The 26,192-nt window shown below is 67.7% G+C and carries 27 protein-coding genes; 14 read left to right on the top strand and 13 right to left on the bottom strand.

Going from position 1 to position 26,192, the window contains the following annotated elements; translation table 11 throughout:
* Window positions 1-24 precede the first annotated feature (24 nt).
* Both H7I57_RS07085 and H7I57_RS07080 read right to left on the bottom strand, forming a co-directional pair.
* A complete protein-coding gene (locus H7I57_RS07085) occupies window positions 25-1,218 on the bottom strand; it encodes a polysaccharide pyruvyl transferase family protein (protein WP_264022668.1) in 1,194 nt (397 codons plus the stop codon).
* A 240-nt stretch (window positions 1,219-1,458) separates the two neighbouring features.
* Window positions 1,459-2,844 (bottom strand): hypothetical protein, encoded by a 1,386-nt coding sequence (locus tag H7I57_RS07080; protein ID WP_264022667.1) that lies wholly within the window; start codon window positions 2,842-2,844, stop codon window positions 1,459-1,461.
* Window positions 2,845-3,135: 291 nt separating this feature from the next.
* On the opposite strand from H7I57_RS07080, the gene H7I57_RS07075 reads away from it, so the two are divergent.
* The 4 genes from H7I57_RS07075 to H7I57_RS07060 all read left to right on the top strand — a co-directional run bounded on the left by H7I57_RS07075 (window position 3,136) and on the right by H7I57_RS07060 (window position 7,322).
* Window positions 3,136-4,980: a pyruvate kinase gene (locus tag H7I57_RS07075; protein WP_264022666.1), complete on the top strand. Its 1,845-nt coding sequence runs from the start codon at window positions 3,136-3,138 to the stop codon at window positions 4,978-4,980.
* Between the two features lie 84 nt (window positions 4,981-5,064).
* Window positions 5,065-5,478 carry a nuclear transport factor 2 family protein gene (locus H7I57_RS07070; RefSeq protein ID WP_264022665.1) on the top strand — a complete coding sequence of 138 codons (414 nt, stop codon included), beginning with the start codon at window positions 5,065-5,067 and terminating at the stop codon, window positions 5,476-5,478.
* Between the two features lie 76 nt (window positions 5,479-5,554).
* Window positions 5,555-6,373 carry a mycofactocin-coupled SDR family oxidoreductase gene (locus H7I57_RS07065; RefSeq protein WP_264022664.1) on the top strand — a complete coding sequence of 273 codons (819 nt, stop codon included), beginning with the start codon at window positions 5,555-5,557 and terminating at the stop codon, window positions 6,371-6,373.
* A gap of 145 nt (window positions 6,374-6,518) precedes the next feature.
* Entirely contained in the window at window positions 6,519-7,322 is an 804-nt protein-coding gene (locus tag H7I57_RS07060; RefSeq protein WP_264022663.1) for a siderophore-interacting protein, read from the top strand.
* 4 nt (window positions 7,323-7,326) lie between these two features.
* Here the strand turns inward: H7I57_RS07060 and H7I57_RS07055 are convergent, their stop codons facing one another.
* The 6 genes from H7I57_RS07055 to H7I57_RS07030 all read right to left on the bottom strand — a co-directional run bounded on the left by H7I57_RS07055 (window position 7,327) and on the right by H7I57_RS07030 (window position 12,068).
* The gene (locus H7I57_RS07055; protein WP_264022790.1) at window positions 7,327-8,097 is read right to left on the bottom strand and encodes an acyl-CoA thioesterase domain-containing protein; all 771 of its coding nucleotides are present in this window, start codon (window positions 8,095-8,097) and stop codon (window positions 7,327-7,329) included.
* Window positions 8,098-8,142: 45 nt separating this feature from the next.
* Window positions 8,143-8,844, bottom strand: coding sequence for an SDR family NAD(P)-dependent oxidoreductase (locus H7I57_RS07050; RefSeq protein WP_264022662.1), 702 nt, complete (start codon window positions 8,842-8,844; stop codon window positions 8,143-8,145).
* Window positions 8,841-9,437 carry a TetR/AcrR family transcriptional regulator gene (locus H7I57_RS07045; RefSeq protein ID WP_264022661.1) on the bottom strand — a complete coding sequence of 199 codons (597 nt, stop codon included), beginning with the start codon at window positions 9,435-9,437 and terminating at the stop codon, window positions 8,841-8,843. The genes H7I57_RS07050 and H7I57_RS07045 overlap by 4 nt, the downstream gene beginning before the upstream one ends.
* Before the next feature lie 88 nt (window positions 9,438-9,525).
* On the bottom strand, window positions 9,526-10,056 hold the full coding sequence (locus H7I57_RS07040; RefSeq protein WP_264022660.1) for a phosphate-starvation-inducible PsiE family protein: 531 nt from the start codon (window positions 10,054-10,056) through the stop codon (window positions 9,526-9,528).
* A 15-nt stretch (window positions 10,057-10,071) separates the two neighbouring features.
* Window positions 10,072-10,554, bottom strand: coding sequence for a TspO/MBR family protein (locus H7I57_RS07035; RefSeq protein ID WP_264022659.1), 483 nt, complete (start codon window positions 10,552-10,554; stop codon window positions 10,072-10,074).
* A gap of 101 nt (window positions 10,555-10,655) precedes the next feature.
* The gene (locus H7I57_RS07030; protein ID WP_264022657.1) at window positions 10,656-12,068 is read right to left on the bottom strand and encodes a purine-cytosine permease family protein; all 1,413 of its coding nucleotides are present in this window, start codon (window positions 12,066-12,068) and stop codon (window positions 10,656-10,658) included.
* A 164-nt stretch (window positions 12,069-12,232) separates the two neighbouring features.
* On the opposite strand from H7I57_RS07030, the gene H7I57_RS07025 reads away from it, so the two are divergent.
* Both H7I57_RS07025 and H7I57_RS07020 read left to right on the top strand, forming a co-directional pair.
* Window positions 12,233-12,358: a hypothetical protein gene (locus H7I57_RS07025; RefSeq protein ID WP_264022656.1), complete on the top strand. Its 126-nt coding sequence runs from the start codon at window positions 12,233-12,235 to the stop codon at window positions 12,356-12,358.
* 41 nt (window positions 12,359-12,399) lie between these two features.
* A complete protein-coding gene (locus H7I57_RS07020) occupies window positions 12,400-13,887 on the top strand; it encodes an MFS transporter (protein WP_372510138.1) in 1,488 nt (495 codons plus the stop codon).
* A 23-nt stretch (window positions 13,888-13,910) separates the two neighbouring features.
* On the opposite strand, the gene H7I57_RS07015 is transcribed toward H7I57_RS07020, so the two are convergent.
* Window positions 13,911-14,342: a type II toxin-antitoxin system Rv0910 family toxin gene (locus tag H7I57_RS07015; RefSeq protein WP_264022655.1), complete on the bottom strand. Its 432-nt coding sequence runs from the start codon at window positions 14,340-14,342 to the stop codon at window positions 13,911-13,913.
* Window positions 14,343-14,808: 466 nt separating this feature from the next.
* Between H7I57_RS07015 and H7I57_RS07010 the strand changes: the two genes are divergently transcribed.
* The 4 genes from H7I57_RS07010 to H7I57_RS06995 all read left to right on the top strand — a co-directional run bounded on the left by H7I57_RS07010 (window position 14,809) and on the right by H7I57_RS06995 (window position 18,836).
* Window positions 14,809-15,837, top strand: coding sequence for an ABC transporter ATP-binding protein (locus H7I57_RS07010; protein ID WP_264022654.1), 1,029 nt, complete (start codon window positions 14,809-14,811; stop codon window positions 15,835-15,837).
* Window positions 15,838-15,907: 70 nt separating this feature from the next.
* Entirely contained in the window at window positions 15,908-17,101 is a 1,194-nt protein-coding gene (locus H7I57_RS07005) for a polyamine ABC transporter substrate-binding protein (RefSeq protein ID WP_264022653.1), read from the top strand.
* Between the two features lie 5 nt (window positions 17,102-17,106).
* A complete protein-coding gene (locus H7I57_RS07000; RefSeq protein WP_264022652.1) occupies window positions 17,107-17,982 on the top strand; it encodes an ABC transporter permease in 876 nt (291 codons plus the stop codon).
* Window positions 17,979-18,836, top strand: coding sequence for an ABC transporter permease (locus H7I57_RS06995; protein WP_264022651.1), 858 nt, complete (start codon window positions 17,979-17,981; stop codon window positions 18,834-18,836). The genes H7I57_RS07000 and H7I57_RS06995 overlap by 4 nt, the downstream gene beginning before the upstream one ends.
* 39 nt (window positions 18,837-18,875) lie before the next feature.
* Here the strand turns inward: H7I57_RS06995 and H7I57_RS06990 are convergent, their stop codons facing one another.
* The 3 genes from H7I57_RS06990 to H7I57_RS06980 all read right to left on the bottom strand — a co-directional run bounded on the left by H7I57_RS06990 (window position 18,876) and on the right by H7I57_RS06980 (window position 20,823).
* Entirely contained in the window at window positions 18,876-19,259 is a 384-nt protein-coding gene (locus tag H7I57_RS06990; RefSeq protein ID WP_264022650.1) for a hypothetical protein, read from the bottom strand.
* A 135-nt stretch (window positions 19,260-19,394) separates the two neighbouring features.
* Window positions 19,395-19,862 carry a DUF5709 domain-containing protein gene (locus H7I57_RS06985; protein ID WP_264022649.1) on the bottom strand — a complete coding sequence of 156 codons (468 nt, stop codon included), beginning with the start codon at window positions 19,860-19,862 and terminating at the stop codon, window positions 19,395-19,397.
* Between the two features lie 61 nt (window positions 19,863-19,923).
* Complete coding sequence (locus tag H7I57_RS06980) at window positions 19,924-20,823, bottom strand: universal stress protein (protein WP_264022648.1); 900 nt, start codon at window positions 20,821-20,823, stop codon at window positions 19,924-19,926.
* Window positions 20,824-20,987: 164 nt separating this feature from the next.
* Between H7I57_RS06980 and H7I57_RS06975 the strand changes: the two genes are divergently transcribed.
* The 4 genes from H7I57_RS06975 to phoU all read left to right on the top strand — a co-directional run bounded on the left by H7I57_RS06975 (window position 20,988) and on the right by phoU (window position 25,802).
* Window positions 20,988-22,250 (top strand): alpha/beta hydrolase family protein, encoded by a 1,263-nt coding sequence (locus H7I57_RS06975; protein WP_264022646.1) that lies wholly within the window; start codon window positions 20,988-20,990, stop codon window positions 22,248-22,250.
* Window positions 22,251-22,264: 14 nt separating this feature from the next.
* Window positions 22,265-23,680, top strand: coding sequence for a wax ester/triacylglycerol synthase family O-acyltransferase (locus tag H7I57_RS06970; RefSeq protein ID WP_264022645.1), 1,416 nt, complete (start codon window positions 22,265-22,267; stop codon window positions 23,678-23,680).
* Between the two features lie 92 nt (window positions 23,681-23,772).
* Complete coding sequence (locus H7I57_RS06965) at window positions 23,773-25,098, top strand: phosphoribosyltransferase family protein (protein WP_264022644.1); 1,326 nt, start codon at window positions 23,773-23,775, stop codon at window positions 25,096-25,098.
* 38 nt (window positions 25,099-25,136) lie between these two features.
* Window positions 25,137-25,802 (top strand): phosphate signaling complex protein PhoU, encoded by a 666-nt coding sequence (gene phoU / locus H7I57_RS06960; protein ID WP_264022643.1) that lies wholly within the window; start codon window positions 25,137-25,139, stop codon window positions 25,800-25,802.
* 48 nt (window positions 25,803-25,850) lie between these two features.
* Here phoU and H7I57_RS06955 read toward each other — a convergent pair whose 3' ends face one another.
* Window positions 25,851-26,126 (bottom strand): DUF1918 domain-containing protein, encoded by a 276-nt coding sequence (locus H7I57_RS06955; RefSeq protein WP_264022641.1) that lies wholly within the window; start codon window positions 26,124-26,126, stop codon window positions 25,851-25,853.
* Window positions 26,127-26,192: the final 66 nt, after the last annotated feature.

The following is a 26,192-nucleotide window of genomic DNA, read 5'->3' as shown; positions in this document are numbered from 1 at the left end:
CGACGAGTGTCCCGGCAACCTCGTTCAGCGCGCGGTGACGCTGCGTAACGCCGTCAGTCCCCTGCGGCGCCACGACGGCGGCGGATAGATGCGGTCGGCCAGCGCGACCTTGCCTTGATGGAGGACGTCCACGGTGTCCGGGTCGAACCCGCCGGAGCGTATCGGAGCCGACGGAAGATCCGCGGAATCGACGATGTGCCAATGAGATCCGGCATCGATCAGCGACTGGTGTTTGACGGGGTAGTAATCGATGCGTCCAGGCGGCGCCAGCCCGCTCGCACCGGCGGCAGCAGCCAGCAGGTGCACATGAAACCTCGTGCTGACCCAGGTCTGGCCGCTACGCGCCGGCAGGCCGCGCCGCCACAGCTCGGTGAACGGCACGAAGATCGCTCCCGGCAGACGGTGAGCTATCCGGTCGTAGACGAGCCGATCAGCGCCTGGGATCGCCTCGACGACGACAACGTCTTCACCCCGTATGCCCCATTGGTCGATGAGAGCCGATACCGCCTCGGTCAGGCCATCGGTTCCCCGTCCTCCGGCGAAGTCGTCCATCAGATCGGATTGCAGGCAGAACCCGAAGGGACGTTGCGCTGCCCCCGATTCCGTGTCGTAGACCTCCGGGTCCCTGATTCCCAGCCAGGCGTCATCGCCGGTGCAGGACTCGTCACCGCCCGTGCCGGCGACCGCGTGAGCTGATGGGGTGTCGCGCACGTCGAAGATGGCGAAATGGCCAAATAGCTCGCGAAGCAGAGCCTCTCGCTCGGGGACACCGACGGGCATCAGGCCCTGCCCGGTCGCCACCGCGCGACCGCCCGAGCGCTGTGCGGCGGCCGTGGCCGCCGCCAGCAGCGCCAGATGGTGTGGCCACACGATGTTGATGTAGCCGCCGCCGATCAGGTGGATTGTGTGCGCGGCGGCCAGCATCTCGATCCCGGAGACGAGCTTGGGCATCTGACCCGGATCACCGACCACGCGCGCCGCGGTCGCGACGGCTTCCGACGGTTCGAGATGGGCGGTGCCGAAACAGATCCGCCAGATCGTGTCGACGAATGTGACATGGCGATGGCAGCCACCCAGCAGGACCGCCGCCTGGCCCGGTGTATGGCAGTCGACGATGACCTGAGCGTCTGGCCGCACCCGAGCGAGGTGATTCAGCCAGGCGCGCAGGATGAACTCGTCGCCATAGTTGGGATGTCCGCCCGGCGCAACGAGATACACGATGTCGCGGGGTGAAGGGCGGCGGTCGGTTCGAGACGAACCGGGAGACTCGGCGGGGCGCACGGCACGGGCCTTTCAGTCGAACACCCACCGCCGCCCACCGGCGTTCCGGTGACGCGACAGCGCTGATGTTGCCGACCAGACTTCCCGGCTCGCCGCGGCAAACCCTACAGGACTCTGCGGGCGAACTCTCAGGAGCTGTGCTGCGCGGCACCAGAGCGCCCGCGCGCGTGCGACGGCTCAGGCGACCTGGTCGCCGAGCATCGGCCGCTGGATGCCCATGTGCTCGCCGGTCTTTCGCTGATGCAGTGCGATCAGCGACGCCGATCGGACCACACCCAACGGACCCGGGCCCGCGAATCGCCCGATCCCGGCTACCCGCACTGCAATGCCCGCCTTCGCCTGCCGGTATCCGACGCGGACACCGGCGCCCAGAAGGACCAGCAAGCCGGCGAGGCCAGGGAGTGCACCGGTGGCCAGCGCCCACAGCGACAGCGGCACCAGTAGCCCACCGAACACTCGATCGATGAGGGAGCGGTGCTCGCCGGCCGGGGCGGGCACCGCCGCGGGAGCCGAATGCAGTGGCGCCGAGAAGGACGCCAGAGCCGCCGGGATGAACAGACTGGGCCGCGCACTCTCGGCGACGTCGCCGACCGATTGCTCGGGCACCATGGGCAGCAGCGCCGGCACCGCCGGCAGACCGGCCTCCGGGGTGCCGACGGTGACGACCGGCTCCAGCGTGCGATCGGACGGCGCGGCGATCCCGCCGGGGGCGGTGCCGATGGCGTCGAGGCCGAACAGCGCGGCCACGTCCGACGGTAACCGCGCGGCCGCGTAGGCCGACTCTGTCACCGACGCCAGAACCGTCTCGAGCATCGTGATGACGTCGGAGACGGGGGTCGACGAGAAGGGCAGCGCCAAGATCACCGGCGGAACCGCGGCGACGGCATTTCCCAGCGACACCACGACCGTGGTCATCGTGGTGACCACCCGAATGATCGGGCGCGGCTCAATCGGCGCCGGTTCGTCATCGCCTGCGGGCTCGTCCAGACTGTCCGGCCCGGAGGCCACAGCGCCGGGATCGGGCGAGGTCGACGAACCGAACCCGTCGTAGGTCCCGCCATTTCGGCTGCCGGCGCTGGACAGGGCGGCTTCGGTCACATCCGGAACGGGCACAGGCTCCACGGGTATGGGCGTCTCGACCACGGGAAGGGCCGGCTCGGGGACTGTCGTCGGGACCGCCGGAGCCGGTTGCTCGTCCGCCAGGTCCGCGTCGACGGCGACGGCATCCTCGACGGCGGCATCCGACTCATCGCTGCCGTCCGTGCCGGCGGCATCGCCATCGGTGGCCGAGGATCGAGATTCGGCTTCCTCAGATGACGGCACACGATCGAGATGCGATTCCACGTTGCTCGCGGCGCTGCGGGCGGCGTCACGCAACGAAGTCGACGGGGACTGGCGACTGCTCGGGCCAGAACCCTGATCCGCCGTGTCCGGAGCGCGCGAGCTGCGGGGGGAAGGGTCGCCGGTACCGGTGTCGGCTGTGGCGATCGCCCCGGCTCCGCTCCCGATGAGCAGAGCGGTCGAGAGCACCAGTGCACCCGTCGCACCGCGTAGGCGTTGCATCGACAGCACCTCCCCTCACCAGCGGCCTGATCACCATTTTGCCGAAAGCCTGAACAGAAATTGTCGCACAGACGCACCGCCAAAAGGGCCAATGGCGGATCCTGGGAATCGGGACACTTTCAGCAAAGCGATGCGCACGGCGCACACCTCCACTGCCCGGTGGGCACTCCCGTCGTCGCAGCTACAGCTATCAATCGCATGACAGCTGCGCCGGCGAGACCGGCGACGTTCACCCGCAGGTAACCGACGGCCGATAGCGTGGCCCACTCGTGCCACACCAGGAGCAATTCCATGTCACTGTCTGAATCGGCCCTCTTGGCGCCGACCGAACGCGAACTCGTTCGCCTGCTCGAGCAGTTGGACGAACTCCTCGAGCATCTCGCGGAGGCGGAGGCGGAATGGTCAGAATGGCTCACCCCGGTGCCCGCGGACTACCGCGGCAGCGCCACGAACATGATCCACTACTGGGCTCTTCGACAGAGCGATCTTCGCGATTTGCAGGGCCGTCTCGCCGCCTTCGGCCTGTCATCGTTGGGTCGCAGCGAACCGCATGTGGAGGCGACACTGCGGTTGGTGCGGGCCGCCGTCATCGCGATGCTGGAAGACACCTGGCACCCGCCGGCGATTCGCTCCAACGACGGACCGCAACTTCTGCGGCGACGCGCCATCGAGTTGTTGGGGCCGGCGCCGGCCGAACGCGACACCCGGATCATGGTCACCCTGCCGTCGTCGGCGGCGACAGACCCCGACCTGGTTCTCGCGCTGGTGACACGCGGGATGAACCTCGCGCGCATCAACTGTGCGCACGACGACCCTGACGCCTGGCGCGCAATGGCAGGCCACGTGCGCCGGGCCGGGGAGCAGACGGGCCGCAGCTGTCTTGTGGCGATGGACCTGGCGGGCCCGAAGCTGCGGACCGGTCCGGTCCAGCCGGGGCCTCGGGTGGTCAAGGTGCGTCCGACCCGCGACGCACTCGGCCGCGTCATCACCCCCGCCGAAGTGCGGTTGACCGCGCAGGATGATCCGGCTGCGGCCCCGGGAACGGGCATGGCGTCGGTGCCGGTCCCGGATGAGTGGCTGGCCCGTCGTCGCGACGGTGACGTCGTGTACCTGCACGATTCCCGCGGCGCGAAACGCGAACTCGTGGTGACCCGACCCGATGACCAAGCCGCGGGCGTCGTCGCCACCTGCGACAAGACCACCTACTTGGCCACCGGCACCGTGTTGCGCGTCGCTGACGCCGACGACCCGGCCGAGGTGGGTCCGCTGCCGGAGCGAGAGCAGAGCCTGCTGCTGCGGCGGGGTGACATCCTGACCGTCACGAGGGACTGTTCACCTGCCGCGGTCGACGACGCCGAAAACCCGTGGATCGGTTGCACACTGCCGGAGGTTTTCGACAACGCGAACGTCGGCGACCAGATCCGCTTCGACGACGGCCGGATCGGCGGCGAGATCATCGCCGTGGACGGCGAGGCGATACGGGTGCGAATCGAGCGCGCCGCGGCCGTAGGCTCACGCTTGAAGGCCGAAAAGGGCATCAACGTGCCCGACACCCGCCTGCCCATCTCGGCGCTGACCGAGAAGGACATCGCAGACCTGGCCACGGTGGTCGACATCGCCGACCTTGTCGAGATGTCCTTCGTCCAAGACCCTTCCGACGTCACACTGCTGCATGAGACGCTGGCCCGGCTCGGCGGCGACCGGGTCGGGGTGGTGCTCAAGATCGAGACGCGGCAGGCGTTCGAGCGGCTTCCGCAGCTGCTGCTCACCGCGATGCGCCGGCCCCGCGTCGGTGTGATGATCGCCCGCGGCGATCTCGCCGTGGAGGTCGGCTACGAACGGCTCGCCGAACTGCAGGAAGAGATCCTGTGGCTGTGCGAAGCCGCCCACCTGCCGGTGATCTGGGCGACTCAGGTGCTCGAACAGCTGGCGAAGAGCGGTCTGCCCTCGCGCGCCGAGATCAGCGACGCGGCAATGGGTGAACGCGCCGAATGCGTCATGCTCAACAAGGGTCCCCACATCGACGATGCGGTCGTCGTCCTCGGCGACATCCTGCAGCGGATGACCGAGCACCACTACAAGAAGGAAGATCTGCTGCGGCAACTGCGGTCGTGGCATCCGAACGCCACTGATTGATCACTCGGTCTCGTCACGCCTGCCGGCGTTACGGTCATGGCGGGGTCGGCAACGAGCCAGGCCCAATGAGACACGAGGTGTGTGATGCATCCATTTCGCAAGGCCGTCGAAGCTCGCCATGAAGCCGCCATCGAAGCGCTGCTGGCCGACGACGTCGTGTTCGTCAGCCCCGTCGCGTTCAAGCCCTATCCGGGAAAGCCCATCACCGCCGCGATCCTGCGCGGTGTCATGCGGGTGTTCGAGGACTTCCGGTATGTCCGCGAGATCGCCGACGCCAACGGCCGCGACCATGCCCTCATCTTCGAGGCGACGGTGGCAGGCAAGACGATCACCGGATGTGACTTCCTGCATGTCAACGATGCCGGCCTGATCGACGACCTCATGGTGATGGTGCGTCCGCTGTCCGGCGCGACGGTGTTGGCCGACGCAATGGGCGCCCAGTTCGATCGCATCCAGCGGGAAGCGCTCGAAGCGGGCCAGGGCGACGCGCATCCCTGAGGTGGGCGCGATGAGATCGGCGCACCGCGCCGGTCAATACCCTCGGTCGGACACCGGCGAACGGAGGGATGCTCGCATGGGAGCGATGGACGGCAAGGTCGCGTTGATCACCGGAGGAGCGCGCGGGCAGGGACGCGCCCACGCCGTGACGCTTGCACGCGAAGGGGCCGACATCGTGTTCTGCGACATCGCCTCTGAGATGAACGAGATCGACTATTCGCTGGCCACCGCCGCGGACGTCGACGTGACGGTCGCCGCGGTCGAATCCCTGGGCCGGCGCTGCATCGCGCTGACCGCCGACGTGCGTGACCTCCAGGCCATGCAGCAAGTGGTGGACACGGCGGTCGCCCAGTGCGGTCACATCGATGTGGCGGTGGCCAACGCGGGAATCGCCAGCGCCGCCCCGATCGCGACGATGTCCGCGGCGAGGTGGCAGACCATGATCGACGTCAATCTGACCGGTGTGTTCAACACGTTCCGAGCCGTGCTCCCCCACATGATCGCCCGCGGATCGGGGCGACTGGTGGCGACCTCGTCGTCCGTCGCGCGCACCGGCGCGGCCAACTCCGGCCACTACGCCGCCGCCAAGGCCGGGGTCGTCGCTCTCGTACGGTCGCTGGCCCACGAGGTGGCAGACCACGCGATAATCGTCAACGCAGTGCTTCCCGCCGGGGTGAACACAGCGATGATCCACAATCCGTCGACCTACCAGATCATCCGCCCCGACCTGCCGAATCCGGGCCGCGACGATGTCGAGGAGGTCTTCGCCAAGGGCAGGCCCAGGCCTGGACTGCTGGAACCCGAAGACGTCGCGAATGCCGTCCTCTTTCTGGTGTCCGACCAGGGTCGCTGCCAGAGCGGCGAAGCCATCACGTTGTCCAACGGTTTGCACTAGCGGCCCGCGCCAGCGCGGTAGCATCCCGGGCGTGTGGGCTACGCGTGTCGTCGGATCGGCCGGACTGTGTCTGGTGACCCTGGCGCTCTCCGCGCTGGGGCAGCCGACGGAGGCTTCAGCGGGTGTGTGTAGTTAACCTCCACGGGTGGCCTTCTCGTCCGCCCGAGTCATCGACACCACAGCGCTGAGCAGTCGCATGCGCAGGATCGTGTTACACATCGACGATCCCGAGGCTCTGGGCGCCACCCCTGCTGCCGACCCCGCGGTCGGGGTCTACTTCCCGGACGCCGGGGATGCGGGACGCAACTACTCCGTCCGGTCGCACGACGGCGCCCGCATCACCCTCGATGTGGTGCTGCACGGCCACGGCCCCGGAACGACGTGGGCGGCGAGGACACACCGGGGCGACCGTGTCGGACTCGATCACGCCCGCTCGTGGTACCGGCCGGAGCAGACGACCCGATGGCAACTGCTCGTCAGTGACCTGTCCGGGTTGCCCGCCACGGCGCGCATCATCGAGGAACTACCACCAGAGTCCTCCGCGACCCTCCTCGTCGAGGTCGCCGCCGCGGAGGATCTCGACTATCTGCCCGCTCATCACGGTGTCACGGTCAGTCCCAGCATCGGCACCGGAAACGGTTGCGCACCAAGCAACCTGGCACGGATGGTTCGTGATCTGACACTGCCCGACGGCCGCGGATACTGTTGGTTCGCCGGAGAGGCGGGCGAATCCCGCGCCGTCCGCAAGTACCTGCGCGGACTCGGTTGGACGATCGACCAGTACGACATCACCGGTTACTGGAGATCCGACTCGGAGACCTGGGACGCCAGGTTCGCCGAGTTCCAGGACGATGTCCTCGCCGTCTACACACGCGCCCTGGCCGACGGCAAGGGCGACAAAGCGGCGCTCGAGGAGTTCGACGAGGCGTGCGAACGGATCGGCCTGTAGCCGGCTATTCGTAGTTGATGCCGGAGCGGAAATCTCTTGTCGAGAAGTCGATCTGGGCAGCAGGATTGGCGACTGCGGTGGTCATTCCCGTCCCGAACGCACCGTGGCGATCGAACAGCGTCGCGGTTCCGACCGCGATGCCGTCGGCGGCGTGGTGGGAGTCGGCCTGGATGCCGATCCACTCGTCGACCGGCAGACGGGAGAGCGCGACCGTCAGGTCGCCGTTGATGTAGCCGATCCCGGCACTGCCCAGATTGGTCACCAGGCTGGTCGCCTCCGCCACCATCGCCGCCCGGATTAACGGCGAGTTCGCCTCGCCGGCAACAACTCTGATGCCGTCGTTGTAGAAGCGCTTTCGGGAGTCGTTCTGGTGGGCGGCAGGCGAACGCGTCCATCCGGCCTCGTCGCTGCCGACGTAAGGCAGCAGGGTTCCGTCCTGCGGCGGCGGATCGGGGAAACGCGCGGCCGAACTCCACAGCCTCCCCGGTGGCGCGGTCGACGGCCGGTACTGCACGAGTGTCGCCCGGGCGGTCACGCGCCCGTCCTGCATGACGTCGCACTCCGCGCTCCGGACCCTGCGACCGTCACGCACCACCCTGAAGACCAGTGTCGTCACGGTGTTGCGCGCCGCGCGGAACAGGTCCACGGTCAGCCGCGCCGGGCGGAATTCGGTTGATCCGCATTCCTTCTCGAGACCGCGAGCCACCAAGCCGACGACCGCCGGACCGTTGAGATGGTCCTCGCCCCAGTGGCTCTGCGCGAATCGGGTCGGCATGAAGCCGCCGTCCGTCACCGTGAAGTGCGCCGGATCCGCCGTCACTCAGGTGTTCCTGCCGCCGTTGACGCCGAGGATCTGTCCGGTGATGTAGCCGGCCTCCTCCGAGATGAGGAACGCACACGCCGCGGCGATGTCCTCGGGCCGTCCCATCCGGCGCACCGGCGTGGCCTCGATCGTTGCCTGCACGTCCCCCAGTACGCCGCGCGACTCCGCACTGCGCAGCATCGGGGTGTCGATGAAACCCGGCGGGACGGCGTTGACGGTGATGCCTGCCGGGCCGTACTCCAGCGCAAGCGACTTCGTCAGGCCGTTGACCGCGGATTTCGCCGCGACGTAATGAGACATGTAGGGCGTCCCCGAGTGGGTGCTCGACGACGAGATGTTGACGATGCGGCCCCAGCCCGCGTCGATCATGTCGGGCAACACCGCCTGCACGCAGTGGAAGACGCCGTTGAGGTTCACGTCGACGACGCGCTGCCATTCGGCGAAGGTGATGTCGGTGAATCGCTTGAACCCGTCGAGGCCCGCGGCGTTCACCAGAATCGAGACGGGCCCCAACTTGTCGCGGACCGCGGCCAGGGCGGCGTCCACCTGAGCCCGATCCGTCACGTCGGCGACGTGGGCGAACTCCTCCTCGGAGGGGTTGAGGTCGACGGTCGCCACGGAGTGGCCGTCTGCCCTCAGGCGCTCCGCCACCGCACGGCCGATCCCCGATCCGCCTCCGGTCACTACCGCAGTCTTCATTTCTGCTCCTTTTCCCGGCGCCGTGGCGCACGCACACCCAGAGTTCGGCGTCCCGCATCGATCAGGTACGCCCGTAGTTCGTCGTCGTCGAGTTCTGCCGAGGCCGGCCCCGCCGCAGCGGCCATCCCGGCGAACACCATCACCGCCTTGACCTTGCCGGCCGGCTGCGGGTCCACGTCGGCGAGAAGCGAGAGTTGCCGGGCGATGAGCTGCGTCCACTCCGCGCGTTGTTCCAGCGTCGAGGCAACGCTGGGATCTGCCGCGAGGACCCCCACAAGACCCCGGTTGCGTACGGCGAGTGTCGCGTAACCGGTCAGCATCCGATCGGCCCTGGCATTGACGGACCGCTTCGCCTCAGCGGCGTCGACCACTGTTCGCAGCTCCTCCAGCAGCGGCTCGAGCACGGCGAGCAGGAGCTGCTCGCGAGTCCGAAAGTGGTGGTATATGGCCGCTTTGGTGAATCCGATGTGGTCGGCGATCATCTGCAGGGAGGTGCCTGCGAAGCTGTGCCTGGTGAACAGGTCGACAGCCACCCCGATCAGCCGCGCCCGGGTGTCGGCGGCAGGTCGACCTTCGACATCGGTGGATGCCACGGCCGCCTCCCGTCGCCGAACTCCTTTACGATCGTAAAGTACTTCACTAGCCGATCGTAAAGCAAACCTGCGGCGGTGCGGCGGTGCGTCAACTCGACGAAGAGGTCTCCTCCTTCACGGCGCGCGTGCCGCCGTGCTCCCTGCCGCGGCGGCCGCGGAGGATGTACGCGGCCACAGCCAGGATCAACACCACGGCGCCCAGCACGCCGATCTCCACGACGGCGCGGGCGAAGTTCGGCCCGTTGTCGAGCAACTTGGCCGCCTCGACGGACAGCACCACGATCTCCTTGATGCCGGCGAGCATGCCCACGATGAGGAAGGGTTCGACGGCGATCTCATGGGAGCGCAGCGACGTGCGGACCGCGTACAGCAGTTCGACGAAGATGAAGATGAGCAGCAGACCGTCGAGGATCTCGAGCATCACGGTGTTGGCGGGCATCTCGCGCAACCGCAGCATGGTGTTGAACTGGCTGACCAGCAGCGCCCCGGAACCGACGACCAGCATCACGGCGATCGCCCAGTAGATGGCGTCCTCGAAGATGCTCAGGACACGGTCGGCGAGGCGCTGACGCTCCTCCGCGTCCTCCTCGGGCTCAGGTTCGGGCTCCTTCGCCGCCATGGCCGGTGCGCCCCCTCAGCGATTGAGCTGCCAGATGCGAGTCGACAGTACCGTCGCGAACGCGCACCACAGCGGATATGGGGTCAGGACGGCACCCGCGGACGCGTTCACCGCGGCGGCCCGACGCGCCAGGTCGGCGCTGCTGGCGGTCAGCGCGCCAGCCACCACCGCCGAAGCACCCAGCCGCCGCCGATTGAAGAAGACCCAACTCCAACTGGCGTTGAGTACCAGGTTGGCGGCCAGCGCCCGACTGTATGCGCGTGCCTGCGCGGCCTCACCTCGCTCGTTCAGCGTGTCGATGGTCGACGCCGACACCGCAGCGATGTCGCTGTAGAGCAGGTTCCACGCGATCGGGAATGCCAGGCTCGGCGGCTGGAAGTTGGGCTTGTTCAGACGCCGATACCAGGCGGACTCGACAGCCGGCTTGGTGGCCAGACCGCCGAGCGCGGCGGCGGCGAACGCTGCGCCTGCGGTCTTGGCGAGCGTGGACGGGCGCATGATGGTCCTTTCCGCAGGCGGCACCGCACTGCCTGGCACCTGCCGTCAATACCCGAATCCCGGCGCGCCGAATCAATTGTGCTGAGTTGACGTTCCGCGTGCTACGCGGCGCGACCCGCGTAAGCGCGGTATCCGCCGTAGAGCAGGGCGGCCACCAGCATGTTGACGAAGTACGCGATGTCGGCGCCGTGCCACGCGGTGGCGATGGGACCCTGGATCAGTGACGTGTTCATGAACGGGATCGCCGCCGCGTAGGCGACGACGAAGACGATCAGCGCTGCTGCCGCGTCGCGACGGCCGGTGGTCTCCAGCGCCGGATTCACGGTGGGCCGTCCTCTTGCGCGGATCCGCCAGTCGATGACCACCACCGCGACGAAGGCCGGGATCCAGTAGCTGACCAGCAGGAGCACGTCGGTGAACCTGGTGGCGGTGTCGGCGGCGTGCAACCACAGGATCAGGACGAAGGCCAGCGCCGTGACGATGACAGCCGACACCGGCCGTCGCACCCGCACCCCGACGGTCTGCAGCGCCAGCGAACCGCTGTAGTCGTTCATCACCCCTGAGCCGATCGACGCCACGGCGATCACCAACAACGCGAGACCACCCAGCACACCACCGCCCATCACCGAACGCACGCCCTCGGCAGTGTGCTCACCGACCAGGCTCGCGGCCGCGATACCGACACCCTGGACGAAGACATACGCCAACGTCATTCCGGCGACGGTGAATCCGAACACCCTGGCCGCCGACACGCCGGAGGGGAGGTAGCGGCTGAAGTCGGCCGCGTACGTCGCCCAGGACACGGCGAGGCTGAAGGCGATCGTCACCTCGAGGATGAACGCACCCAGCAGGTCGGGGCCGGTGACCGTCGCCGGGGTGACGATCTCGTGTCCGCTCACGAGGTTGACGGTGAACACCACGAACGTCACGAACAGCACCACCGTCAGCACGGCCTGTAGCCGGTGGATCAGCTCGTAGCCGAAGAACCCGACGACTCCCTGCACCCCGAGAACGATCAGGACCGCAAGCCAGAACGGGATGCCCAGCAACACCGAAAGCGCCTCACCACCGAACAGCCCGACCAGCGCGTCCCACGCGATCGAGGAAAGCCATTGCAGCGCAGCGGGAATGACCACTCCACCACCGAAAGCCATTCGCGCATTCGGCAATTGCCCCGCGCCGGTGCGCGGGCCCCAGGTGGACAGATAGCCCACCACCAGCGAGCCGAGGACGGTGCCGATCACCATTGCCAGCATTCCCAGCCAGAAGCCCAGGCCCAGCACGATCGCCAGCGTCCCGGTGAAAACGCCGGTCATGTTCACCTGCGGGGCGAACCACACGGTGAACAGTCGCCCCGGCGTGCCGTAGCGCTGATCCTCCGGGATCGGCGCGATTCCATGGGTTTCGACCGACAGGTCACCCGGGCCCAGGGGCCGGTTGCCGCTGAAAGCCGCCTCGGTCAGGGCACTGGGATGGAGCTCCGGCGAGGTTCCTCTAGAGGCTCCTGGGGTCATGGGCCATATTCGACCATGGCCCTGCGGACTCGACCCCGCCGCCCCGCTTGGCGAATGATGCATGAGTTGACCGAGACAGGATTCGCAACCCACACCACCGACGGCCGGCCGCGGGCCAGGGGCCTCGGCATCGAGCTGTCAGGCACCCCCTGTACACCGCGGTGGTGCAGGCCGTGGAGGAAGCGGTGCTCAACGCTCTGGTGGTCAACGCCGACATGGTCGGCCGCGACGGTCACCGCTCGCCGCGTCTTCCGCTCGACCGGTTGTCGGTGTTGCTCGGGAAGGCGTGATAATCGAGCAGAATCAAGACAGGCTAACGATCGGAGCGGGCGTGTACGAGGCGGGTACCGAGCGTTCCGGCACGCCGGTCGATCCGTCATCGACGACGCCGGTGAAGCGGCCACGGCTGCTGGTCGTCGCGCTGAGCGTGGTGGTGCTCACCGTGGCCGTGCTGCAGACCGCGGTGGTCCCGGTGCTCGGCGTGATCGCCGACCAGCTCGACGCCTCGATGGTGGCGGTCAGCTGGGCCGTGACGGCCAACCTCCTTGCGGCCGCCGGTGCGACGCCGCTGATCGGACGCCTCGCCGATCTGCACCGCAAGAAGCGCGTGTTGCTCGTCGTGCTCGCGGTGGTCCTGGCCGGCTCCCTGCTGGCCGCGACGACGACGTCGCTGGCGTTGCTGATCGTCGCGCGGGTGCTGCAGGCGGCGTCATTTGCGTTGTATCCGATCAGCATCGCCATCCTCCGCGAGGAACTGCGCCCCGACCGGATGGGGTCGGCGATGGCGGTGTTGTCGGGCACGCTGGGGTTCGGCGGCGGCACCGGCCTCGTCGTGGTCGGTCTTCTGATGAGCGGCGACGCCGGGTACCACCGCGTCTTCTGGTTGACGACGGCGTTCACGGTGCTCGTCCTGGCGATCGTGCTGGTCGTGGTCCCCGACCGCCCACGCAGCGCCACGGGCTCGATCGACTGGCTGGGAGCGCTGGGCCTGGCCGCGGGACTGTCGTCGATCCTGCTGGCGATCACCCAGGGCAACTCGTGGGGCTGGGGCTCTCCTGCGACGATCGTCACCGCCGTCGGCGGTGTCGTCGTGCTGATCGGTTGGTGGCTGTGGGAGCAGCGGACGGCGCGGCCGCTGGTGTCGACGCGGATGCTGTCCCGGCGGACGATGCTGTTCACCAACCTCGCGACGATCTTCGTCGGCATGGGCCTGTACTTCGCCTTTCTCGGCCTCACGCAGTTCGTCCAGATCCCCCGGGACGTCGCCGGGTACGGGTTCGGCGCGACGGTGCTCGAGGCCAGCGTGATCTACCTGCTGCCGGGCGCGCTGACCGGCTTCGTCGTCGCTTTGGTCAGCGGCCGCTTCATCGACCGGTTCGGCGCCAGGCCGGTGCTGATGGTCGCCGCCTTCGCGGGGATGGCGGGCTTCCTGTTCATCGCCTTCGCGCACTCCTCACCGTGGCAGGTGATCATGGCCAGCATCCTGGCCAACGCCTACATCGCCCTGGGATACGGCGCACTTCCCGCGCTGGTGGTCGGCGAGGTCGAGGCCGGTGAGACCGGGGTGGCGACGAGCATGAACGCGATCGCCCGCACCGTCGGCAGTTCCACCGCCGCCGCGCTGGTCGCGGTGGTTCTCGGCCGGACCACGCTCGCGGGCACGCCGATGGAGAGCAGCTTCGTCGCGATCTTCATCGGCGGTGCGGCGACGGCCGGGCTGGCGATGGTCCTCATCGCGCTGTCACGGCAGAAGACCCCGACGGTCCCGTCGGCCGAGGCACAGTACGAGTCGCGCGCCATGAACCACGAGTGGGGCTGAGAAGGTCAGCGCAGTTCGGGACGTCAGCGAAGTTCGGCCAGGTTGCACACCGACCTGCGCACGTCGCCCTTGATGATCCTGGCCACCACCCCACCGATCGGGGTGTTCAGCAGACCGCCGGACAGTTCGGCGATCACCCGGAAATGGGACCCGTCGGAGTCCTCGGGCTCGACCTGCATCGTCAGCGAGATGCACACCGCGCCTCGGCCGGTGCCGACCAGCTCGATCTCCTTGGGCTCGTCGTAGCGGGTCACACGCCAGTGGATGACGTTGCGAAACCCTTTTACCTTGATCAACGACGCCACCTGGGTGTCGACGTCGATGGTCGCGGGCACCTCGCTCTTCCAGCCACCGAAGATCGTGAGCCATTCGTCGAACCGCCGCAGATCCGAGGCCAGTTCCCAGGCGCGCTCCGGACTCAGGTCAGAGGAAACCCCCACATCGACACATGCCATGCCTACTCACTACCCCCGGGGACGCGCGCGGTAAACGGTGCCGACCCGGCGGCCGGATTTCCGGGTATCGGAAAGCTCCCGCTGCGACACTGGGTGGGCCACCATCGCAGCGCCGGGAGGACCCACACTCCGGCGACTCCGTCGCGCGTCCCCGGCGCGCGGAATCAGGACCTACACCCGTACACAGCGAGGGATTCCATTGTGGAAATGTAAATTCGTTGCGGAATCACTTGCGAAGGTCCGCGTCATCCGCGAAGGTTTATCGACAGCCCCCGATGGCTGCTCCTGAGGAGGACCTGCGCTGACCGGCACACATACGACCGCTGTAGACCAGACGGCGGGGTCGGAGACCACCCGCGCCACGGGCGGCCCCGTCATCGAGATCGACCATGTCACGAAACGCTTCGACGACTACGTCGCCGTCGCCGACGCCGACTTCTCCATCGCGTCGGGCGAGTTCTTCTCCATGCTCGGCCCGTCCGGGTGCGGCAAGACGACGACGTTGCGGATGATCGCGGGGTTCGAGACACCGACCGAGGGCGCCATCCGCCTCGAGGGTGCGGACGTATCGAGGACCCCACCGAACAAGCGCAACGTCAACACGGTCTTTCAGCACTACGCGCTCTTCCCGCACATGTCGGTGTGGGACAACGTCGCGTACGGCCCGCGCAGTGCGAAGAAGGACAAGGGAGAGGTCCGCAAGCGCGTCGACGAACTCCTCGAGACCGTGCGCCTCAGCGACTTCGCCGAACGCAGGCCCGCCCAACTGTCGGGTGGGCAGCAGCAGCGGGTGGCCCTGGCCCGTGCGCTGGTGAACTATCCCAGCGCGCTGCTGCTCGACGAACCACTGGGCGCGCTGGACCTGAAGCTGCGCCATGCCATGCAGTTCGAGCTCAAACGCATTCAGCGCGAGGTCGGGATCACGTTCGTCTACGTGACCCACGACCAGGAGGAAGCGCTCACGATGAGCGACCGCATCGCGGTCATGAACGCGGGCAACGTCGACCAGATCGGCACACCGACCGAGATCTACGACCGCCCGTCCACGGTGTTCGTGGCGAGCTTCATCGGCCAGGCCAACCTGTGGGCAGGCCGTCAAACGGGTCGCGCCAACCGCGAATTCGTCGAGGTGGAGGTTCTCGGCTCGACGCTGAAAGCCCGACCGGGTGACACCACCATCGAACCCGGCGGCCACGCCACCTTGATGGTGCGCCCCGAGCGGGTGCGGGTCTCGATGGACGCCCCGGCCGGCGACGTGGTCGGCGTGCGAGCCACGGTGACCGACCTGACGTTCCAGGGCCCGGTCGTGCGGCTTTCGCTGAGCGCGCCGGACGAGTCGACGGTCATCGCGCACGTCGGACCGGAGCAGGAGCTACCGCTGCTGCGTCCCGGCGACGAGGTCTACGTGGGCTGGGCTCCCGACGCGTCGCTGGTGTTGCCGGGTGCCGACATCCCGACCACCGAGGATCTCGAGGAGATGCTCGACGACTCCTGATGCTTGCTGCCGACGCCGGCACACCGGCGCGACCCGTCCCCCTCCGGAGCCGACGAAAGGCACTGTCGCCATGTCCCGTGAATTTTCCTCCCCCATCGACCCACAGCTGCTCGCCCGCATGACCGCGAGCCGGACGTCTCGGCGTCGCTTCATCGGCGGCGGCGCCGCGGCCGCTGCGGCGCTGACCCTCGGTTCGTCGTTCCTGACCGCCTGCGGTTCCGACAGCAGCACGTCGGGCACGACCACCGAGGACGGCGGTCCGGCGAGTGGCACCCTGCGCATCTCGAACTGGCCTCTCTACATGGCCGACGGCTTCATCGCGGAGTTCCAGACGGCATCGGGCATCACCGTCGACTACAAGGAAGACTTCAACGACAACGAGCAGTGGTTCGCGAAGGTCAAGGAGCCGTTGTCACGCAAGCAGGACATCGGCGCCGACCTGGCGGTGCCTACGTCGTTCCTGGCGGTGCGGTTGCACCAGCTCGGTTGGCTCAACGACATCAGCGACGAGGGCGTGCCCAACAAGAAGAACATCCGCCCCGACCTTCTCGAGGCCAGCGTCGACCCCGGCCGCAAGTTCAGCGCCCCGTACATGTCCGGGCTTGTCGGCATCGCCTACAACCGGGCGGCCACCGGCCGGGATATCAGGACGATCGACGACCTGTGGGATCCGGCGTTCAAGGGCCGGGTCAGCCTGTTCTCCGACGCGCAGGACGGTCTCGGGATGATCATGCTCTCCCAAGGCAACTCGCCGGAGAACCCGACCACCGAGGGTGTCCAGCAGGCGATCGACCTGGTTCGGGAACAGAACGACATGGGCCAGATCCGCCGGTTCACCGGCAACGACTACGCCGACGACCTCGCTGCAGGCAACATCGCGGTGGCACAGGCATATTCGGGTGACGTGGTGCAGTTGCAGGCCGACAATCCCGACCTCCAGTTCATCGTTCCCGACTCGGGGGGCACGACGTTCGTCGACACCATGGTGATTCCGTACACCACCCAGAACCAGAGGGCCGCCGAGGCGTGGATCAACTACGTCTACGACAAGCCCAACTACGCCAAGCTGGTCGCCTACACGCAGTTCGTCCCGGTGCTGTCGGACATGACCGCGGAGTTGGAGAAGGTCGATCCGGCCGCGGCGAGCAACCCGTTGATCAACCCGCCCAAGGACGTGTTGGACAGGTCCAAGGGCTGGGCGGCACTTACCGACGAGCAGACGCAGGAGTACAACACCGCGTACGCCGCCGTCACCGGCGGCTGACAATAATGGCCGGTGTCGCCACCAGCAGTCGGCAACGGAGCAAGCTCGCTCCGTATCTGATGATCCTGCCGGCGCTCGTGTACCTCGGGATCTTCTTCGTGGTGCCGTTCTTCTCGCTGGCGCGGACGTCGCTGTCGGCGACGGGCGGATCGGTGTTCATGCCGACGTTGACGTTCGCGTGGGACTTCGGCAACTACCTCGACGCATTCCTGCTGTACCGCGAACAGATCTTCCGGTCGCTCGGGTACGCGCTCACGGCGACCGTGCTGTGCCTGTTGCTGGCGTTCCCCCTCGCCTATGTCATCGCGTTCAAGGCGGGCAGGTTCAAGAACCTGATCCTCGGCCTGGTGATCCTGCCGTTCTTCGTGACTTTCCTGATCCGCACGATCGCGTGGAAAACGATTCTGGCCGACCAAGGTTGGGTCGTCACCGCACTGGGCACCATCGGCCTGCTGCCCGACGAGGGGCGACTCCTGTCCACCAGTTGGGCGGTGATCGGCGGGTTGACCTACAACTGGATCATTTTCATGATCCTGCCGTTGTACGTAAGCCTGGAGAAGATCGACCCGCGCCTGCTCGAGGCGTCCAAGGACCTCTATTCCTCGGCGCCGCGAAGCTTCCGCAAGGTGATTCTGCCGCTGTCCATGCCGGGTGTACTCGCCGGCAGCATGCTGGTGTTCATCCCCGCCGTAGGCGATTTCATCAACGCCGATTACCTCGGGAGTACGCAGACGACGATGATCGGCAACGTCATCCAGAAGCAGTTCCTGGTGGTCAAGGATTACCCCGCCGCGGCGGCGCTCAGCCTTGGGTTGATGTTCATCATCCTCGTCGGCGTGTTGCTCTACACGCGCGCCCTCGGCACCGAGGACCTGGTGTGACCACGCAGGCAGGCGCGGCGATCGCCACCGCAGCGCAGCAGCCTCCCCGGGCGAAAAAGGTGAAGGGCCGGCGCAATTGGGGTGACCTGTTGCTGCGCCTCGTCGCCGGACTGGTGCTGCTGTACCTGTTCCTGCCGATCCTGGTGATCATCCTGTTCTCGTTCAACAAGCCCGCGGGCAAGTTCAACTACACCTGGCAGGGTTTCACGCTGGAGAACTGGGCCGACCCGTTCAAGTACCCGCCGCTGACAGAGGCGCTCAAGCTCAGCCTCAACGTCGCGGCGGTGTCCACCGCGGTCGCGGTGGTGCTGGGGACACTCGTCGCGATCGCGCTGGTGCGCCAACGATGGCGGGGGCAGCGCGCCGTCGACACCTTCCTGATCCTGCCCCTGACGGCTCCCGAGGTGGTGATGGGCGCGGCCTTGCTGACCCTGTTCCTGGATCTGAGCTGGCCGGCGGGTTACACCACGATCCTCATCGCGCACATCGCTTTCGAGGTGAGCTTCATCGCGATGACGGTCCGCGCCCGGGTCCGCGGTTTCGACTGGACACTCGAGGATGCGTCGCTCGACCTCGGCGCCGGCCCCGCCCGTACCTTCTTCAAGGTCACGCTGCCGCTGATCGTGCCCGGGATCGTCGCGGCAGCGATGCTGTCGTTCGCGTTGTCGCTCGACGATTTCATCATCACCTACTTCGTCAGCGGCGCAACCGTCACCTATCCGCTGTACGTGAACGCGGCCGTCAAGGCGGCGGTACCCCCGCAGATCAACGTCCTGGCGACCGCGATCCTGGTGGTGAGCCTGCTCCTGCTGGCGGTGGGAACGCTGTACCGGCGCAAGAAATTCGTCGGCTGACGCGCACTGCTGCCGGAATCACTTCCGGCAGCAGTCTCTTCAGGTCAGAAAGATGGTGCGCTGGTTCACGTCCACTGCGTGCTGCAACTCCGCCCGGGAGAGCTCGTGCGTACCGCATTCGCAGGTGGCCGGCACCAGATCATCGGCGAACCTGCCGGCGTCGAGGACGTCGACGAAGCGCGTGCCTTTCCGGTCACCGTGATGCGCCGTGTCGACGAAATCGCGGTCCCCATGTGCATGTGGACCGATCAGCGACTCGAAGACCGGGCCCGCTGACGTATCGAAAACCGCTGCGACGTGGTGGCTTCGACCGCAGCGCACCCGCACCAGTGCACGGTCGTCTCGTTCATCGCCGAGGGCGTCCAGCGCATCGCGGGCCCGGGCTTGCCGGGCAGTCGGGCTGGGATCCATCTGCTGCCTCATGACTTCCTCCGGATCTTCGGTTCGACGTTCTCGACGTTACTGACGCAACCACGAGATGGCTGGGGCCGAAGGTCCCGTCTATCGCTGTCAGATGTCCCGACAGCGGCCCAGCCGTCGGTCCAGCAGGGCCGTCCCCTACTCGTCGTCGTCTTCGTCGTCTTCGTCGATGACGTGCACCGCGGCCTCCTCGGCTGAGGCTGCTCCCCCGCTGATGCCGACGTCGTCTGCCACCAGGTCTGACTCGGCGTCCTCGCCGAACCCCATGTCGGGAGCGACAAGTCGGCCGGCCCGCGCTCTTCCGACCTCGTCGTGCCGCGGAAACTCGGATTCGCGCTCGTCATCGTCGGAGCGTTGCTGTTCGTCCTCGTCCAGCAGGCTGTCGAGCCGCGACGCCGGATCGGGCTCCTGCTCCGCGAGCAGCTGGTCCATGCTTTCACGCGGGCCGGATGCCCCTCTTCCATAGGGCTGTTCGGGCGGCGAGTAGCCCTCCTCCAGCGCATCGTCGACGCCGCGGTCTATGAGCGTGTCCTCGGGCTGAAGCTGGTTCTCGTCATCCACGCTGTACTCGCCCGCCGCGGGGCCCGTGCCGTACGGAGTGCTCATGATTCGGCGTTCCCTTCATCTGTTGTCCGGTTGTGTCGGTCGACGCCCCGGCTCCCCGGTGCTAGTTCCCGCGTGCGACGATCACCGGCACGCGCGCCTCCTGCGCCACGGTCATGCCGACCGAACCGAGCAACATCCCGGCGAAGCCGCCACGGCCGTGGCTGCCGACGACCACGAGCTGAGCCCTCTCGGCCTGCTCGAGCAGATGGCGGGCAGGCTCCTCGAATTCGAGCAGACGATGAACCTTCACGTCCGGATACCGTTCCTGCCAGCCGGCCAGCCGCTCGGCAAGCGTCTTGTCCGCCGCGGACTGAAGAGCCGAGATCTCCAAGCCGGGAACGGTGGCCATGTCCGCGTCACTCCACACGTGCAACGCCACCAAATCGACACCGCGCCAGGAGGCTTCGTCGAACGCGATCGCCGTGGCCGACTCCGATGCCCGTGACCCGTCGATGCCCACCAGCACCGGGCGTTGCCCAGGTTTCGGCGACACCGGGACCTCATCGTGCACCACCGCGACAGGACAATGGGAGTGATGGATCAAGCCGGTGCTGACCGACCCGAGCAGACGACGGTGCTTCCCGGTGCGCCCCCGGCATCCCACCACCACCAGTTGGGCCTCCTTGGACAGATCGACAAGGGTCGGCACGGGTCCGCCGAAGAGCAGTTCACTGTGAACCTCCGGACGGTCATCGCCCGCGGCGCGTTCCTCGGCGATCTCGACCGCGTCGGCGACGACACGACGGGCATCGCTCTCCACGATCTCGAGAACCTCGTCGGGTACTCGGCCGGCGGGCCACCCCAGCGCCGTCGCGGCCACCGGCGAGGCGGCGGCGTGAACGACGGTGAGCGGCACGCGGCGCATCGCCGCCTCCCGCGCAGCCCACCGCACCGCCCCCTGCGCCGACGGGGAACCGTCGGTGCCCACGACGACTCCGTGATGTGAGATCGGATTCGACATCTCGCGCCACCCCCTTGCGATCGGGCCACCTCCGGTGACGCTAGAAGGCGGTGCTCCCCCGGCGCTGGAGGCATTGGTCCTGAACAAGGGTGGCCAAACGGCCCTCGGACCTGTGCGCGAAGCCTCTGCCGAGGCCCGTCGTCACGGTCGTAACGTCCTGAAGTATGGCCGTATCTGACCGCGACGACGCGGACACCCCCCCGACGAGCCCTCCTCGCCGTCAGCCTCCCGGTGCAGCGGCACTGGGCGCGGCGATCGGGCCCTTCGCCCGTACCGGCAGCTACTACGCTCAGTCGTGGCGCGACTACCTCGACCGCCGACCACGTGAGCTCCCAGTCGCCCGGCCGACGATCTCGCTTGCCGCGCACGCCTTTCGCGACGAGATCGTGCTTCTCGGGTTGCGGGCCCGCCGACCGGTCAGCGACGTCCATGCGTTCGACCGGATCAACGGCGAAGTGGTCGCAGCGCTTGATTTCTACGGCCGCAGAGGGTGGCTGGAGGACACCGAGGGATTCTTCTCGCCACCCCCGCCGTTGACCGACGTCACCGTCAAGCAGGTGAAGAGCCGCAGGCATCCCCATGAGCGCATCAGTTTCGACAGCGGCTACACCCCCGACCCTGGCGAACCCGGCGCGCAACGGTGGTCGGCCTATACGGCCAACGACCGGGAGTACGCGCTGATGTTGCGCCACGAAGAACCTCGACCGTGGCTGGTGTGCATTCACGGCGCCGAGATGGGCCGCGCAGCCCTGGACCTCACGCTGTTCCGGGCGTGGCACCTGCACGACGACCTCGGCCTCAATGTCGTGTTGCCCGTACTCCCGATGCACGGGCCGAGGGCCCGGGGTCTGCCCAAGGGCAGCGTGTTCCCCGGCGAGGACGTGATGGACAACGTGCATGCGGCCGCGCAGGCGGTCTGGGACATTCGTCGGCTGCTGTCGTGGATACGGTCGCAGCAGCCCGAGTCGCCGATCGGCTTGAACAGCATCTCGCTGGGCGGCTACGTGGCGTCCCTCGTCGCAAGCCTCGAAGACGACCTCACCTGTGCCATCCTCGGCGTTCCGGTGGCCGATCTGATCGAGCTACTGGGTCGACACGCCGGCCTGCGCGCCGACGACCCGCGCCGCAAGACGATGACGCTCGCAGAACCGATCGGGAGGATGGTGTCTCCGCTGTCCATGGACCCCCGGGTGCCGATGTCCGGGCGCTTCATCTACGGCGGCATCGCCGACCGGCTGGTCCAGCCCCGCCAGCAGGTCGTCCGCCTGTGGGAGCACTGGGGCAAGCCTGAGATCGTCTGGTATCAAGGCGGCCACACCGGCTTCTTCGAGGCGCGACCGGTGCAGCGTTTCATTGACGACGCCCTGATGCAGTCGGGGCTCATCGGTGGGGCTCCGATCGTGCGCAGGACCGATCGACCCGCCTGAGCGTGGAGGTCGGGATGGACTGGCTCGACCCGCTGGACGCGGCGATGATGACCGCGGAGGTGCTGTCGCGTCCGCTGAACATCGGCGCGGTGCTGATCCTGTCGCCGCCCGAAGACGCGGGTCCGGGATACGTCGACGACCTTCATCGGGATGCCGTTTCGGGACGGGACCCGGTGGATCCGCGGCTGCGCCGCTACCCCCATCGCGGCGTGGACACCGGTGGCGGCTGGGTCTGGCGGGAAGCCGACACCGTCGACCTGAACCGACATTGCCGGCGCATCTCCCTGCCGTCAGGCGCCGGACGCGACGGCCTGTGGCGGCTGATCAGCCGGCTGCATGCCGCGCCGTTGCGCAGGTCCCGCCCCCTGTGGATGTCGTATCTGATCGACGGTCTCGACGACGGTCGCTTCGCCCTGTTCGTGAAGGTCCACCACACCCTGGTGGACGGCGTGGCCGGTTTCCAGATGATCGCCGACGCGCTGAGCAGCGACCCGAACCGCCGGTCCATGCCCCAGTTCCATGCGCGACGGCCTCGGGAGCGCAGCGACCGGAGTGGTGGCCGCGGCAGCCGGCGACCTCCCGGCCCCGTCCCGATGGTTCGGTCCCTGGCAGGCGCGGCGGCATCGGGGGTCACACTCGTCGAACGTGTCATCACCGGCGAGGTCTCGGATGTGGTGGCCAGCATGACCGGGGACACCACCGTCACGCCGTTGGCCGCGCCTTACACCCGGTTCAACGGCCGGCTTGGACACGACCGCGCGGTCGCCGCGGCCAGCTGGCCGAGGACGCGCATCCGGGCGGTGCAGGACAAGGCGGGGGTGACCGGCAACGATGTCGTGACAGCAGTCGTGGCGGGTGCGCTGCGTCGCTGGATGCTCGATCGCGGGGAGCTACCCGAACGCCAGCTGGTCGCGATCTGCCCGATCACGGTGCGAGACCGCGGGCATGCGGCGGACGACCGTCACAACAACATGTTCGGTGCCTGGCTGTGCCCGCTGGGCACCCACTTGCCCGACCCTCTCGACCGGCTGGACGTCATCCACCGGACGATGTCGGTGGGCAAGAGCCGAGTGGCCAGCCGCGGATCGGGGGCATCGCTGTTGCTCCTCGCCACCGCGATCGGCGCGACGGTCCTGTCGCCCATGGTGCCGTTCGTACCGCGGCTGCGAACGGGATACAACCTGCCCATATCCCACGTCGCCGGCCCGGCAACCGAAATGTACTGGAACGGCGCGCATGTCGAGGAGATGTATCCCGTGTCGGCTGTCTACGACGGTCAGGCACTGAATGTCACGACATGTTCCTATGCCGATCGCATCGGCTTCGGTTATGTCGCAGGCCGCGACGTACTACCGGATATCGAGACACTGATACCGCTGACCGAGCAGTCATTGAGTGAGCTCGAAGCGGCGCTCGGGTTACCGCCGTGACCGTCGCACCGGCGATGATTGGGGACCCAAGTCGGTCTGCTTGAGGACTTAGTTCCATTCCGGCTCCCATCGCTTCGATGAACACTCGGTTGATGAGACCCTTCGACGACCGTATCGACGCTGGACGTCGGTTGGCGCAGCGTCTGGAGCCCCTCCGCGGTCAGGACATCGTCGTCCTCGGCCTGCCGCGTGGCGGTGTGCCGGTCGCGTTCGAGGTCGCCGCGGCGCTGCACGCCCCCCTCGACGTGCTCGTGGTCCGCAAACTCGGCGTGCCGTTTCAACCCGAACTCGCCTTCGGCGCCATCGGCGAGGGTGACGTGCGGGTGCTCAACGACCGCATCGTGCGCGAGACCTACCTCGACGCCGACGCGATGGACGCCGTCGAACGCGAGCAGCGAACCGAACTCCGCCGCCGCGCGGAACGCTTCCGCCGCGGGCGCGACCGAATCTCGTTGACGGGGCGGATCGCCGTCATCGTCGATGACGGCATCGCCACCGGAGCCACCGCCAAGGCAGCCTGCCAGGTGGCCCGCGCGCACGGTGCGAGCAGGGTCGTGTTGGCGGTGCCGATCGGCCCGGACGATCTCGTCGAGACGTTCGCCGGATACGCCGACGATGTGGTCTGCCTGACGACGCCCGCGTTCTTCTCCGCCGTCGGGCAGGGATACCGCCACTTCACGCAGACCTCCGACGACGAGGTCGTCGCACTGCTCGACCGGGCGAGGGACGGTTCTGCGTCGGCGGCCGGTGCCGCGGACGACCCGCCGCTGCGGGACGAGGAAGTCGAAGTGGCGGCCGGGCCGGTGACCGTGGCCGGGCACCTGACCATCCCCGAACGCCCCACGGGCATCGTGATCTTCGCGCACGGCAGCGGGAGCAGCCGGCACAGCCCGCGCAACCGGTATGTCGCCGAGGTCCTGAACGCCGCAGGCCTCGCGACGCTGTTGTTCGACTTGCTCACCCGCGCCGAAGAACGCGACCGCGCCAACGTCTTCGACATCGGACTCCTCGCGGGACGGTTGGTCGACGTCACCCGGTGGGTGGCGCACCAGCCCGACACTGCGTCCCTTCCGGTCGGCTACTTCGGGGCAAGCACCGGAGCGGGTGCGGCGCTGGTGGCGGCCGCCGATCCCCGAGCGGAGGTGGGCGCGGTCGTCTCCCGCGGCGGCCGTCCCGATCTCGCAGGCCGCTCACTGGCGAACGTGGTCGCTCCGACGTTGCTGATCGTGGGCGGACGGGACGAAGTGGTCCTCGACCTCAATCGCAAGGCACAGGCGGCCATCCCCGGGAAGTGCGAACTCAGCGTGGTTCCCGGTGCGACGCATCTGTTCGAGGAACCCGGCACGCTCGAACAGGTCGCGACATTGGCGTGCGACTGGTTCATCGGCCATTTGAGCCCGGTCGTGGCCCGCCAGTAAAGACCCGGACCCCCGACAACGAGAGGAGGCCGGTCCGAATGAGAACTGGCTACCACGAACAGCTTTCGGAGCTCGGCACGTTGCTGAGCCAGTTGTGCGGTCGGGCCGGGGCCGCGATGGAGCGGGCAACCCAGGCCCTCCTGCACGCCGATCTCGACGCAGCCGAGCAGGTGATCGGCGACTACGCCACGATCACAGCGATGAGCACCCGCGCGGAAGAGCGGGCCGTCACGTTGCTCGCACTGCAGCAGCCGGTCGCGGGCGAACTGCGCAGCATCGTCAGCTGGATTCGATCCATCGGTGACGTGGATCGGATGGGCGCGCTGGCCGTACACGTCGCCAAGATCGTCCGGCAGCGACATCCGCAGCATGTGCTGCCGCCGGAGTTCGAGGGCCACTTCGCCGAAATGGGCCGGATCGCAGTCGAACTGGCGAAAAGCGCGCAGGAAGTGGTGACGACACGCGATCCCGGCAAGGCCGCCTTCATTCGGCAACAAGACGATGCGATGGACGAGTTGCACCGCCTGCTTTTCGGTGAGCTGATGGATCGGCAGTGGCAGCACGGGGTCCCGGCGGCCGTCGACGTCGCGCTGCTCGGACGCTTCTACGAGCGGTTCGCCGACCATGCCGTCGAGATCGGCAGGCGGGTCGTCTTCCAGGCGACCGGCACGCTTCCTCCCGAGCAAGACGTTGGGACGTACTAGAGCCGATCGCAGCCGCAAGTCTGCCGGCCCACCCGGCCAGGAGACCGCCTACTTGCTCTTATCGGCCTTGCTGTGCGCTATGGCCGACTGCACCGCTCCGAACCGATGCCGTGCCCGCTCGTCGGCGGCCTCCTGCTCGGCTGCCGTGACGACGACGGCATCCGAGCCCGGAAAGACCGTCGCCACATGGTCGCTGTCGAGCCACCTCACCACATACGGAGGCGACCCGTCGGTCGAGTGCACCTCGGTGATCAGCCCCCTGTGGTCAGCCTGATCGATCGTCGTGCCCTTCATCACCAGCCAGTCGCCAACATTCGCCTTCATGAGCAACCCTTCCGTCGGGCCTCCATCATGGGCACATCCGGCGCGACGACGGGAAGGGCAACAGGC

This window comes from Mycolicibacterium pyrenivorans (assembly GCF_025821625.1).
In the GTDB taxonomy this organism is placed as follows: domain Bacteria; phylum Actinomycetota; class Actinomycetes; order Mycobacteriales; family Mycobacteriaceae; genus Mycobacterium; species Mycobacterium pyrenivorans.
Note: the sequence above shows the minus strand (reverse complement) of the source record. Positions and strands in the feature narration are given on the sequence as shown.